9 protein-coding genes and 1 tRNA gene are annotated in these 12,661 nt (G+C 62.0%); 4 read left to right on the top strand and 6 right to left on the bottom strand.

Annotated features, from left to right (window positions below):
* Positions 1 to 56: 56 nt before the first annotated feature.
* Positions 57 to 854: a 23S rRNA (guanosine(2251)-2'-O)-methyltransferase RlmB gene (rlmB, locus tag WDB88_RS06435; RefSeq protein WP_339109367.1), complete on the bottom strand. Its 798-nt coding sequence runs from the start codon at positions 852 to 854 to the stop codon at positions 57 to 59.
* 138 nt (positions 855 to 992) lie between these two features.
* Here rlmB and WDB88_RS06430 point away from each other — a divergent pair.
* The 4 genes from WDB88_RS06430 to WDB88_RS06415 all read left to right on the top strand — a co-directional run bounded on the left by WDB88_RS06430 (position 993) and on the right by WDB88_RS06415 (position 7,546).
* Positions 993 to 1,076, top strand: a tRNA-Tyr gene (locus tag WDB88_RS06430).
* A 131-nt stretch (positions 1,077 to 1,207) separates the two neighbouring features.
* Complete coding sequence (locus WDB88_RS06425) at positions 1,208 to 2,200, top strand: hypothetical protein (protein WP_339109366.1); 993 nt, start codon at positions 1,208 to 1,210, stop codon at positions 2,198 to 2,200.
* A 190-nt stretch (positions 2,201 to 2,390) separates the two neighbouring features.
* Positions 2,391 to 5,477 carry a hypothetical protein gene (locus tag WDB88_RS06420; RefSeq protein WP_339109365.1) on the top strand — a complete coding sequence of 1,029 codons (3,087 nt, stop codon included), beginning with the start codon at positions 2,391 to 2,393 and terminating at the stop codon, positions 5,475 to 5,477.
* 167 nt (positions 5,478 to 5,644) lie between these two features.
* Positions 5,645 to 7,546 carry a cation:proton antiporter gene (locus tag WDB88_RS06415; RefSeq protein ID WP_339109364.1) on the top strand — a complete coding sequence of 634 codons (1,902 nt, stop codon included), beginning with the start codon at positions 5,645 to 5,647 and terminating at the stop codon, positions 7,544 to 7,546.
* Positions 7,547 to 7,770: 224 nt separating this feature from the next.
* Here the strand turns inward: WDB88_RS06415 and WDB88_RS06410 are convergent, their stop codons facing one another.
* From WDB88_RS06410 to WDB88_RS06390, 5 genes are all read right to left on the bottom strand, one after another.
* Positions 7,771 to 8,283 (bottom strand): CarD family transcriptional regulator, encoded by a 513-nt coding sequence (locus tag WDB88_RS06410; RefSeq protein ID WP_339109363.1) that lies wholly within the window; start codon positions 8,281 to 8,283, stop codon positions 7,771 to 7,773.
* A gap of 327 nt (positions 8,284 to 8,610) precedes the next feature.
* Entirely contained in the window at positions 8,611 to 8,952 is a 342-nt protein-coding gene (gene fdxA / locus WDB88_RS06405; protein ID WP_339109362.1) for a ferredoxin FdxA, read from the bottom strand.
* 108 nt (positions 8,953 to 9,060) lie between these two features.
* Positions 9,061 to 9,372 (bottom strand): RNA-binding S4 domain-containing protein, encoded by a 312-nt coding sequence (locus WDB88_RS06400; protein ID WP_339109361.1) that lies wholly within the window; start codon positions 9,370 to 9,372, stop codon positions 9,061 to 9,063.
* A gap of 5 nt (positions 9,373 to 9,377) precedes the next feature.
* On the bottom strand, positions 9,378 to 12,146 hold the full coding sequence (locus tag WDB88_RS06395) for a helicase-related protein (protein ID WP_339109360.1): 2,769 nt from the start codon (positions 12,144 to 12,146) through the stop codon (positions 9,378 to 9,380).
* Positions 12,147 to 12,170: 24 nt separating this feature from the next.
* The gene (locus tag WDB88_RS06390; protein ID WP_339109359.1) at positions 12,171 to 12,638 is read right to left on the bottom strand and encodes a tetratricopeptide repeat protein; all 468 of its coding nucleotides are present in this window, start codon (positions 12,636 to 12,638) and stop codon (positions 12,171 to 12,173) included.
* Between the last annotated feature and the right edge of the window lie 23 nt (positions 12,639 to 12,661).

Below are 12,661 nucleotides of genomic sequence, written 5' to 3'. Positions count from 1 at the left end.
AAATCGCGCGCATGTGAACGACGGAAGCTTATTTTTCCTCGAATGTGGCGCTTGGGTCACGCCTTGGTGGTGCCGCGATTCTGGGCCGCATAAAGCGCCACGGCGGCCGCGTTCGACACGTTGAGCGACCCGAAATCTGCCGCAAACGGGATTTTCACCAGATGATCGCACAGCTCGCGCGTGCGCTCGCGCAGCCCCGGCCCTTCGGCGCCCATCACCAGAGCAATCGGCAGATCGGGCGATTTTGCCAGACCTTCGGCCAAAGTCATCTCGGCCTCGCCCGCCAGACCATAGACAACATAGCCAATCTTCTGCAGCTCTTCGATCGCATCGCCCAGATTCTTCACCCGCAGATAGGGCTGGCGCTCCAGCGCCCCCGAGGCGGTTTTCGCCAGAGCCCCTGTCTCGGGGGCCGAATGGCGATGCGGTGCCACCACGGCACGCGCCCCGAATACCTCGGCAGAGCGCAAGATCGCCCCCACATTATGCGGGTCGGTGACACGGTCCAGCAGGACCACCACCGGCGATGCCTGCCCCGGCTCGCACAAATCCGTCACCTTACCCCAATCAAGCGGCTTCACTTCCAAAGCCGCCCCCTGATGGACCGAATCCTCGGCAATGGGCACATCTTTCGCAAAGCGGCGCACATCGACGATTTCCGGCTCCATACCGGATTGCGCGATCGCCTCGGCCAGTTTGTCAGCCGCATTCTTCGACAGGACAAGGCGCAGACGGGTGCGATCAGGGTTTACAAGCGCATCCCGCACCGCATGCAGACCGAACAACCAGACGGTTTCGGCTGCCGCTGCGCGTTTGGAGCGTTCTTTATCGATAACCCAAGCCGGCTTTTTCATCGGATTCCCCTTATATACTTGATCTTCTTCCTGCGCATTTGCGCGACGATTGGCAAGCCCGAGAAAGAGTTGCAAGAAAAATGAAAAAAGGCGCTTGACGCTCCCGATCACTGTCCGTAAAAGCCCCCTCACAGCGTCGGGTGACGTGCTGCAAGGTGCGGCAGCGGACTGTAACTCCGCCGGGGAGACCCATGCCTGGTTCGATTCCAGGGTCACCCACCACTACCCTCCAAGGGTTTGGTGAGACGCTGTAAGCTCCTGAAAATCCGCGAAATATTCGAAAGACATTCTGGCATTATCCGTGCTAGTCTGACTCGTATTATAAATATTCCATAATTCCGGAGCGCCTTTGCATGTCGATGCCAAAGACCCAGAAAGACTTCATCGTATTCTGCGTCGCGCAGCAGGGGCGGCTGGAACATGAGGCCGTGATTTTCGTGCGCTCGTTCCGGGCCTGCAATCCCGATTTCAAGGGGCGGCTCATCGTGGCCGAGCCGACAGGCGCGCGCTGGTCGCAGCCAACGGCCATCTCTGCCGAAACCCGCGCCCTGCTGGAGGCCGAAGGCGCCGAGATCATCAGCTTCGAGAACCGGCATTTCGGCGAGAGCTACCCCTATGGCAACAAGATCGAGGCCCTGCTGGCACTCCCCCCAGAGCCCTTTCTTTTTTTCGACACCGATACCGTCTTTACGGGGCCGCTCAGCGATCTGGCGATCGATTTCGACTATCCCACGGCCTCCATGCGCCGCGAAGGCACATGGCCCGAGCCTCCGCTGTACGGGCCGGGCTACCATGACATCTGGAAGTGCCTCTATGACCGCTTCGAGATCCCCTTCGAGCCGACACTCGACCTCGGACAGCCGGAAGAATACTGGGAGCGGTTCCTCTATTTCAATGCGGGCTGGTTTCTGGGGGCGGATGCGCAGGAATTCGGCACGCGCTTTCTGCGCTATGCCCTGTCGATCCGCGACAATACCCCTGACGAGCTGGCCTGCCAGTCGCTTGACCCGTGGCTGGACCAGATTGCCCTGCCGCTTGTGATCGCCTCCTTGGGAGGTGGCCGCCCCGGACCGGAACTGGCAGGCCTCGACAGCCTGACATCCTGCCATTACCGCACGCTGCCTCTGCTCTATGCCCGCGAAAGCGATGCCGCGATCGCGATGGTCGAAGAGGTCTGCACACCGAACAAGGTGAAAAAAATTCTGAAAGCCTATGAGCCGATCAAGAAGCTCGTGCTGCAAGGCAAGGGCAAGAAGATCCGCGCGCTCTTCGACCAGAACGACCTGCCCCGCCGCGAAAAAGTGATCCGTAACGCGATCAAGCGCGAGGGCCTGTGGCTGCGCTAAATCCTAGCGGGAAAAGTGCCGCGCGCCCTGCCAGACTTGGCTGCTCCAACCGGCAGCGCCTCGCCGATATGGCGATCAATTTCTTCGTTGTCAGTGGTTCGCCGCTTTTCTTGAAGGCCGTTCTCGGCTACCAGTAACAAAACACCAAAACGGTGCTTACAGGCACCGATGAGACGCACCGAGCTAGACCATGAAACCTCAATTCGCCCTGAATTTCTCGGCAGAGAATGTCAGTCTCCTTGAACGCCATCAATATGGCTGGTCAGAGCATGGTCAGGTATCGATTGGTGACGCCGAAACGCTGGAAAGCGAGATGTCGAAGCTGCGCGCCAAAGCGGTCCAGCTGGGCGGCCAGGGCTTCACCACCAAGCTTGCGATTCCCGCGACGCAGATCCTCTATACGGCGGTGCATGCGCCCGGCCCCACCATTGCCGAGCGCCGCCGCCAGATCGAAGCCGCGCTGATCGACATGACGCCTTATCCGGTCAGCGATCTGGTATTTGACTGGTCCGGCCCCGGAAAGACCGTGCATGTGGCCGTGATCGCCCGCGACACGCTGCGCGAGGCGGAGGATTTTGCCGAAACTCACGGGATGCGCCCCGTGTCTTTCGTAGCGATCCCCAAGGGCGAGGAATTTGTTGGCGAGCCGTGGTTCGGCATGACAACATTCGCGCCGGACTATCTGGCACAGGGCGAACATGTGCAGCCCGATACCGATGCGATGGTGATCTGCACCCCCGAAGACGGGGCGGCCGCCTTTGCCGCCGCAGCCGCGCGCGCGGCGCAGAATGACCAGCTTATGGCCGAACAAGCGGCCCGCGAAGCCGAAGAAGCGGCCTATACCCCTGCGGATATCCCCCCCTCACAAGACCCTGCGCCGCAACCGACAGAGCCGGAACAGCCAGAGCCGGAGCTGCCCACGCCAGATCTGCCAGAGCCGGACCTGCCCGCGCCCGAGCTTCCTCCGGCAGAGGACCTGCCCGCACCGGACTATCCGCCACAGGAGCTGCCACAGCCCGCGCCACCACAGCCCGAGCTGCCGGTTCCTCCAGCCGAACCGGAGAGCCCTGCCCCATCCGAATTCACCACGCCCGCCGCGCCGCAATGGCAAGACGCCCCCGAAGACAGCCCTCCTCCACCGTCGCTGGCAGAGGAGCTGGCCGAATATGGTCAGGAGCCGGTAGACGAGCCTTGGCAGGACCGTCAGTGGGACGATAGCGATTTCGGCACCGAATCCGGCCCCTATGCCGAGGACGAGGACGGTTTCGCGCAGACGCCCTCGATGTCCGCACCCGCCGCACCGCAAAACCAGTGGCATCATAACGGCTCGGACCGCATCTCGATTCCGGAAAGCGACCTTGACCGCCTGCGGGCGGAATTCGGTGTGGATCGTCCGGAAGAGCTGCCGGGCAGCGAAGCCCCACTTTCCGCGCATATGTCCGAAGGCACGGCGGCAGGTGCAGGCCCGACCCGCAAGCTCTCAGGGGCGCGCCGTGATATGCCGGTCTCGGGACAGGCCGCCGGCCCCGCCCTTTATGCCGAACGCGAAACGGCAGAGCCCCGCCATAGTGCAGCCGATCTTGTGGCGCAGTCAGAGCATCGCGACAGCCGCGCCGCAGGGCGCAAGGACAAACCGGCCCGCAAAGAGGGCGCGCTGCGCAAGCCCGTGGCCGATCCGGCGTTCGACACGCCCGCAGTGTCGCGCCGACCTCTGGCCGAGGATTCCCCGCCCCTCTCGGGGGCACGCGACGGGCGCGACAGGATCTCGATCACCGCGCGTGTCGGCACCACGCCCCCCTCCGCCGAGGACGAAACCGACGCGCCGACGCGCGATCTGGGTGACACCATCGGCGGCAAGCCCCGCTATCTGGGCCTTATCCTGACGGGTGCGTTGATCCTTGTTCTGGCCATTATCGCCATGCTGATGGGCGGAGAAGACACGACCGACCCCGCGCAGACCGATGTCAGCGCCACCGAACAGCAGGCGCTATCACCGACGGCGCTTGCGCAAGCCGGCTCGGAACAAACCTCCACAGCCGAGAACACGCCCGCACAAGGCGTTCCGGCGGTACAGCCCCAAACGGCCCCGACCGGCACGGGGCAAGAGGCTGCCGCTCAGGCCTTGACGGGGCATGTCGACACGCTCAGCACGCCGCCCAAACGCGACCCCGAGCCAACAGCCCCCGCTGCGCCGCCGCCCTATAACCAGCTTGCCCGCGTGCAGGCAGATGGCACGGTCACGCCGACCCCCGAAGGGGTGCTGATGCCCGGAAAATTCATGCTGGTGGCAGGCAAGCCGGACCGCCTGCCGCGCGCCCGTCCGGAGGATGTCAAATTCGCCTATAGCGAGGCGACCGGCAAACCGATGCCCTATCAGGCACCGGCTCTCAAAGGCAAAACACCGAAAGCCCGTCCCGCTGCGGTCGAGAAAGCCGCGCAAGCGGCGCAGGACAAACCGGCTCCCGCTGCTGCGCCCGAAGCCACCGCGGCGCCGGTTGCGGACACCAAGACCGCCCCCCCGACCCCCACGACCCCCGATGCGAAACCGCTTGCCAAGCCCGAGCAGGCAAAGGAGCAGACAAAGGCCGAGGCATCGCAAGACGCCAAAGCTGCCGAAGAGGCCCCTGTCGAACAGGCGCGCGCAGTGGTCAATGATCCGCGCCTGTCCAGCGCCTCGCCGCTCAGGGCGCGCCCTGCGGCTGTGGCCGATGCCGCCAAGGCCGAGGCCGACCGTCGCGCCGCCGAAGAAAAAGCCGCGCAGGACGCGCAAGCTGCGATGGCATCGGCCACCGATCAGGCGGTCACCGTCTCGCGCCGACCGATGGGACGCCCGCAGAATTTCTCGAATGCGGTGCAATCCGCTTTGGCCGCCGCTATGGCCAACCGGCCTGCCGAAGCCGCCCCTGCCCCGAAAGCGTCCGCAGCTCCCAAGGCCGCCCCCAAACCCGCCCCCGTGCAGACCGCGCGCTCGGCCCCGACTGCGCCTGAAGCGGATGACGAGCCCGAGGCGAAAGCCGCGCCCAACATGCCCACGGCCGCCTCTGTCGCCAAAGCGGCAACGGATGATAATGCGATTCGTCTCAATCAGGTGAACCTGATCGGCGTCTATGGCAGCCAGAGCAACCGCCGTGCCCTGTTGCGGATGCCCAACGGGCGGTTTGTGAAAGTGCAGATCGGGGATCGCTTCGATGACGGTCAGGTCACAGCCATTAATGACAAGTCGCTGACCTACCAGAAAGGCTCGAAAGCGTACCGGATCAACCTGATCGACGGCTGATCCTTGCCCATCGCTTGGGCGTGAGCAGGTATTGCGACGCATTACACGGAAAATCCAGTTTTTCCGGACCGCTATCTGGACTAGCCTTGCAAAAACCCTGCGGGACTTGCGCGCCGCACGGTGACGGGCGGTGCGTGGCACCCTGAATTGAAAGACGTGATCGGACTATGGAAGCTTTTCTGCTTCAGGCAACGCTCTATTTGCTGGCAATGATCATCGCCGTGCCGCTGGCCACCCGTGCCAAGCTTGGATCGGTGCTTGGCTATCTGATCGCGGGGCTGATGATCGGCCCCGTTCTCGGGCTCACCGGCTCGGAAATGGATGACCTGCAGCACTTCGCCGAATTCGGTGTGGTGATGATGCTGTTCCTGATCGGACTGGAACTGGAACCGCGCGCTCTTTGGGCCATGCGGGACAAGCTGGTCGGCCTTGGCGGTTTGCAGGTGGTGATCACGCTTGTCGTGGTCACGCTGTTCGCGATGATCTTGGGACAGCCGCTCTCGATTGCGCTCGCGCTGGGGATGATTTTCTCGCTCAGTTCGACGGCGATCGTCTTGCAAACCCTGAACGAGCGCAAGCTGATGCAGACGCAGGGCGGACGATCGACATTTGCGGTGCTGTTAACGCAGGATATCGCGGTCATCCCAATGCTGGCCATCCTGCCCCTGCTGGCACAACCGGGTGCACGGGCGCTTGCCAAGGCCGAGGCGCAAGCCCATAACCCCGTCTCCACCTTCATCGCCACCCTGCCCGGCTGGGGTGTGACGCTGTTGACGCTGGCTGCCGTGGGTTTTGTCGTGCTGGCGGGGCATTATCTTGTCCGCCCGATTTTCCGCTTTGTGCAAAGCACCCGCCTGCCGGAAATGAACACGGCCACTGCGCTTCTGATCGTGGTCGGCATCGCGACGCTGATGAATATGGTGGGGCTTTCCCCCGCTTTGGGGACCTTCCTTGCGGGGGTAGTTCTGGCCGATAGCGAATTCCGCCACGAGCTGGAAGCCTCGATCGAGCCGTTCAAGGGCTTGCTGATGGGGCTGTTCTTCATCACTGTCGGGGCCGGAATCAACTTTGCCGTCTTCCTCAGCGCCCCGCTACAGATTACCGGCATGGTGGTCGGCATTGTCGCCATCAAGATCGCAGTGCTTTACGGGCTGGCCCATCTGTTCAAAATGCAGGGGCGCGACCACTCGCTTTTCACGCTGGGTCTGGCGCAAGCGGGGGAATTCGGCTTTGTGCTGGTGTCCTTCGCTGTCGGACAGCGGATTTTCCCCACGGCGCTGGCCGAAAAAGTGCTGCTGGTCATCGCGCTGTCAATGCTGATCACGCCGCTACTGTTCATCCTACAGGGCGTCCTTGCCTCGCGCCAGCGCGAAGAGACCCCGAAGCCCGACGAGATCGACGAGCAGCAGCCCATCATCATTGCGGGGATCGGGCGGTTTGGTCAGGTGGTGAACCAGCTTGTCACCATGTCGGGCTTCCGGACCACCATGCTGGATAATGACCTGAAGATGATCCAGCTGATGCGTGCTTTCGGCTACAAAGGCTATTTCGGCGACCCGACCCGCCCCGAGCTTCTGGCCGCTGCAGGGATCATGAAAGCGCAGGTGCTGGTGGCCGCCCTTGATGACAAGGATGCCGTGACCCGTCTGGTGACCTATGCGCGCAAGCTGCGGCCAGATCTGCATATCGTCGCCCGTGCCCGCGACCGTGTCCATGTCTACGAACTTTACAAGGCCGGTGCCAATGACATCGTCCGCGAGATGTATGACAGCTCGCTGCGGGTGGGCCGCTACGTGCTGGAAAATGTGGGACTGTCCGAATATGAGGCGGCCGAGCTGGAACGGATCTTCTTCAAGATGGATCGCGCGATGGTCCGCGAGCTGGCCGAGGTCTGGAAACCCGGTGTGCCGATCGAGCAGAACCTTGAATATATCGCGCGCACCAAAGAGCTGAATGCGGGTCTGCAGGCCGCGATCGCGCAGCGCTTTGCCATGCGGGGCGATACCGCCCCCCCGCCGCAGGTCGATACCGACCGTCCGGCAAGTGTCGGCGAACTGGATCAATCATAGCGCGGCCCGCATATCGGCTGGGCCTGTTCGCCGCGCCTCTTAGGCACGCGCCTTGCACAAAGCGGGAGACATGCGACCATGAGGTTTTGCCCGAGGATGCGTCATCGCATGGGGCCGCCAAAACAGCCAGAGCCCGAAAACCGGCCTACCCAAAAATAAAAACGGGCCCAAAAGCAAAAGCGGGCCCCGAAGGACCCGCCCTGTTCTCATGATTGATCGCCCGATCAGGCCGCAGCGCGGCTATCGAGCACCTCGTCGACTTTCTTCGCGGCACCGGCCTCGTCGGTGCCCGAAACGGCTGCGATTTCGCGGGTCAGGCGCTCGAGGGCCGCTTCGTAAAGCTGACGCTCGGAATAGGATTGCTCGCGCTGGTCATCGGCACGGTGCAGGTCGCGCACGACTTCGGCGATGGACAGCAGATCACCCGAGTTGATCTTCTGTTCGTATTCCTGCGCCCGACGCGACCACATGGCACGTTTCACCTTGGCCTTGCCCTTGAGAGTGTTGAGCGCACGCGCCACCTCATCTGCAGATGCCAGACCGCGCAGACCTGCTTCGGTCGCTTTTGCGGTGGGAACGCGAAGGGTCATCTTGTCTTTTTCGAAGGAGATGACAAAAAGTTCAAGCTTCAGGCCGGCAATCTCTTGTTCCTCAATCGACATGATCTTGCCGACACCATGAGCGGGATACACAACGTAATCGTCAGGGCGGAATTCCGATTTTTTGGTCTTGGTCATTCAGTCGCTTCCTTGCAGCCAATCCGTTTGGCCCTTACAAACAGAGCAAAAGACACCCTCGGCTGCCGAAGCGCCGTTGAGGTGCCGTAGGTCTGTGAGATCACTGATACGGTGAGCAGTCCGTAGCAGGTAGGTCCGGATCTATTGTGCCAAGAGCATACCATAAAATTGGGCCTCAGGAAAGCACGGCGTCACAGCCGCACAGCTCAAGATTAATAAAACCTTTAGTTAACCGGCACTCTGCAACAGCCCCGCCAACAGAAAAATGCCAAAGACGCGACAAGGCATCTTTGGCATTTTCAGGAATTCCTGAACAACTCTAAAGAGTTATTGATCGCCCTCACCCGGCGCTTCGCTGAAATATTTCTCCAGCTTGCCGGTTTCACCGTCATATTTCTCGTGATCGGGCATCGGATCTTTTTTCTGCGTCAGAACCGGCCAGAGTTCCGAATACTTACGGTTCATCTCGACCCAGTCTTCCATCCCCGGTTCCGTATCGGGGCGAATCGCATCTGCGGGGCATTCAGGCTCGCAAACGCCGCAGTCGATGCATTCGTCGGGGTGGATCACCAGCGTGTTCTCGCCCTCGTAGAAACAATCCACCGGGCACACCTCGACGCAATCCGTGTATTTGCAGTTGATGCAGTTGTCGGTAACGACATAGGTCATGGCACGAATCCGGTCATAATTGGATGTTGAGGCTTCGTAGCCTCAAGACGCCCGTGATGCAAGACAGCCGCGCAGCATAAGACGGGCCTTGCGCAAAAGCGACACGGATCAGACGGGCTGTTCTACATCATCGGGGTCGGGCGAAACGCCTGTTTCGTCAAGGTCGCGATACAAAAGACGCGCCTCCGGTGCCGGTCCGCGCCGCTCGCCGCAGGCAAGCACTTCCAGCACCTTCACCCCGCCCTGCATGGAAAGGGTCAGAATATCGCCCGGGCCGATGGACCGCCCGGGCTTGGTGATTTTCTGGCCATTGATCCGCAGCTTTCCACCCGACACAAGACTGACGGCAAGCGTGCGGGTTTTTACAAACCGTGCCTGCCACAGCCATTTGTCGATGCGGATCTGCGGACCCCCGGCCATCGGACCTATTTCTTGTCCTTGAGCTGGGCGAGGATCGCGAAGGGGCTATCGGGATCCATGGGCTTTTCTTTCTTCGGCGGACGCGCCTCGAATTTCTGGCCACCCTTGGGGCCGCCTTTGCCCTTATTGCCCGGCTTGCCACCGCGACGCTGTTCGCCCTCGTTGCGGCGATTGCCCTCGGGACGGCGCTTGCCACCCTGATTGCCACGGCCCTGACCTTCGCCCGCCTCGCGACGCGGACCACGGTTGCGCGCACGCGGCACCCATTTGAAGGTGTAGAAGACCTCCATCTCGGGGCCTTCGGCAGCGGCTGCCTCGGCCTCTTCGGCCACAACGCTCTGCTCTTCGGGGATCGGGTTCGAGGCTTCGCCTTCAGCCTTCGGCGCGGGGACCGCGACAGGCTTGGCTTTCTCGCGCTCGCCCTTCTCGGCCTCATAGCCCAGACCCTGCATCAGATCGGCAAATTGCTCGAGCGTCATGCCGGTGATCGACAGCATATCGGGGTTGGCTTCAAAGCCCCCACGGCTGTCCTGGCTGCGCAGCAGATCGGCCAGACGTTCCAGCATGTCGATGCGGATTGCGCGGCTGCCTGCGGGGCGATAGCCCGCGCGGATATAGGCGGTACGGTCGACCGTTTCGACGTTCGGGATGGTCACCAGACCCGGAGGCGGGCTTTCGGGGAAGTCATCGAGACCGTCGTAAAGCGAGGCCAGAACCAGACGCAGACGGGTCGGCGCGGGCTTCAGCAGTTGGGTCTGGAAGATGGTATATTGGCCAAAACGCACACCATGCTTGCGCAGAAGGCCGCGCGATTCCTGATCCAGATCCTTGACCTCATTGGCCACATCCTCGCGCGGGACGATGCCCATGCCTTCCACCAGACGGAAGGCAAAACCGCGTGCCAGCCCCGTCACGCCCTCATCGCGCGACATCGCCAGAAGCGGCTCGAAGAGGGCTGCAACCTTACGGTCGATGAAATGCTGCAAGCGGCGCGTGACCTTCTCGGCCACATCCGCGCCCGCCTCGTCATCGACGAAAGCCTGCACGGAGGGTTTGAGCGGATCATCGCCCTTCACCAGCTTGCCGACAGCCGTCGTGCCCCACATCAGACCACCCTGTTCGGTGAAATCCATCTCTGTGTCGGGGGCATTATAGAACCGATCCGCCCGCAGGCTGAATTCGGGCTTGAGCGCCTCATAGGCCGCACGGGCCAGCATTTTCGCCTCGTCGGGGCTGGACGTACCGTCCTGCTGGAAGCGGAATCCATCCAGACGGCCAGCGAATTCGCCTTCAACCGTCACTTCACCCTTGTCGTTCACCTCGGCCACGAGGGTCTCCTTCTGCTTGAGCCGCCGCAACAACACACTCGTGCGCCGGTCCACAAATCGTTGGGTCAGCGCGCTATGCAACGCATCTGACAATCTGTCTTCTACAGCGCGAGTCTCCTCACGCCAATGCATTTCGTCTTCTACCCAGCCTTTGCGCTGAGCGACATAGGTCCATGTGCGGATAAACGCCAATCGGCGCGAAATGGCATCAATATCGCCATGCACCCGATCAATTCTCTCGACCTGACGCGCCAGCCAATCGCCGGGCACACCTTTTCCGGTCTGCAAGAACTCGAAAATCCGCGCCAGCAGGGTCGCATGTTCCATTTCAGAAATCGAGCGGAAATCCGGAATGCGGCACACATCCCACAACAGCCGCACATCTTTTGGGCTGGAGAGGCGGTCGATCACCTCGGGCATCGCGGTCAGAGCCTTCAGCGCACGCAGATCATCGGCCTCGCGCCCCCGCGTCAGACGTTCATGCTGGGGCTGCATCTCGAGCGAGGCGATCAGCCGTTCGGTCGTGCCGAACTCCAGTTTCGAATTACGCCATTGCAAACGGTCCAGCGGCGCGAAACGGTGGTTTTCCACGGCCTCGACAACGCCCTCCTCGAAAGGCCGCGCCTCGCCGGTCACGCCAAAGGTGCCATCCGTCTTATAGCGCCCTGCCCGCCCTGCGATCTGGCCGATCTCATAGGGAAACAGCGACCGCATCCGGCGGCCATCGAATTTCACCGTCGAGGAAAAGGCCACATGGTCGATATCAAGGTTCAACCCCATGCCGATCGCATCGGTCGCCACCAGATAATCCACATCGCCATTCTGATACATGGCGACCTGCGCGTTGCGGGTACGCGGGCTGAGCGCCCCCATCACCACGGCACAGCCGCCCTTCTGACGGCGCAGAAGTTCGGCAATGGCATAGACGTTATCCACCGAGAACCCGACGATGGCCGAGCGCGGCGGCATCCGCGAGGTCTTTTTTGATCCCGAATAACTCAGGCTGGAAAACCGCTCGCGGCGGGTGAATTGCACCCGATCCACCAGCGCGGCAATCGCGCCCTTCATGGTCTCGGAGCCCAAGAGCAGCGTCTCGTGCAGGCCGCGCGCATTCAGCAGACGGTCGGTAAAGACATGGCCGCGCTCGGGGTCGCCACAAAGCTGGATCTCGTCCAGTGCCAGAAAATCCACGCCCATATTATCGGGCATCGCCTCGGTGGTGCAGACCCAATATTGCGTGCGCTCGGGGACGATGCGTTCCTCGCCCGTCACCAAAGCCACCACGGAAGGCCCGCGCATCGCCACGATCCGGTCATAGACCTCGCGCGCCAGAAGACGCAGCGGCAGGCCGATCATGCCCGTCCGATGCCCCAGCATCCGTTCGATGGCGTAATGCGTTTTGCCGGTATTGGTCGGCCCAAGGACCGCTGTCACTCGTCCAGACATGGTTCCTTTCGTGCCCGTGGCAGGCTAGAGCGCCTTGCCACCAAGCTCCTTTTCAAGCCGGTCAATCGCGTCTTTCACATCCTCCTGATGCGGATTCAAGCCGAAAGACGCCTGATAGGCTTTCAGCGCGCGCTTATTGTCTCCGGTTTCCTCGAGGATCGTTCCGATGCCTGCCAACGCCACCCAATGGCGCGGCTCCAGACGCAGGGTCTGCGCCAGATCTGCAATCGCGGGGCCATAAAGCCCTGCCGAATAATAGGCCTGCGCCCGCGCATTCCACCCCGCCGCAAAGTCGGGATCATGATCGACAAGCGCCGTCAGATGCTCGATGGCGGCCTCGCTATCGCCTGCATCCAGCGCATCCTCCCCACGCTTGAGCAAAAGATCCATCGCTGCAGACCCCGAACGCGACCATGCCCTTTCGATATCCGATTGCGCCCGCGCCCATGCCGCATTGTCGGGATCGGCCAGCTCGCTGAAGGCACTATCCACCCCCGAATCGGCATGCGTGGCCG

Origin of the sequence: Thioclava sp. GXIMD4216 (assembly GCF_037949285.1) — a bacterium.
Taxonomy (GTDB): domain Bacteria; phylum Pseudomonadota; class Alphaproteobacteria; order Rhodobacterales; family Rhodobacteraceae; genus Thioclava; species Thioclava litoralis.
This window is presented reverse-complemented; position numbering and strand designations above follow the sequence as displayed.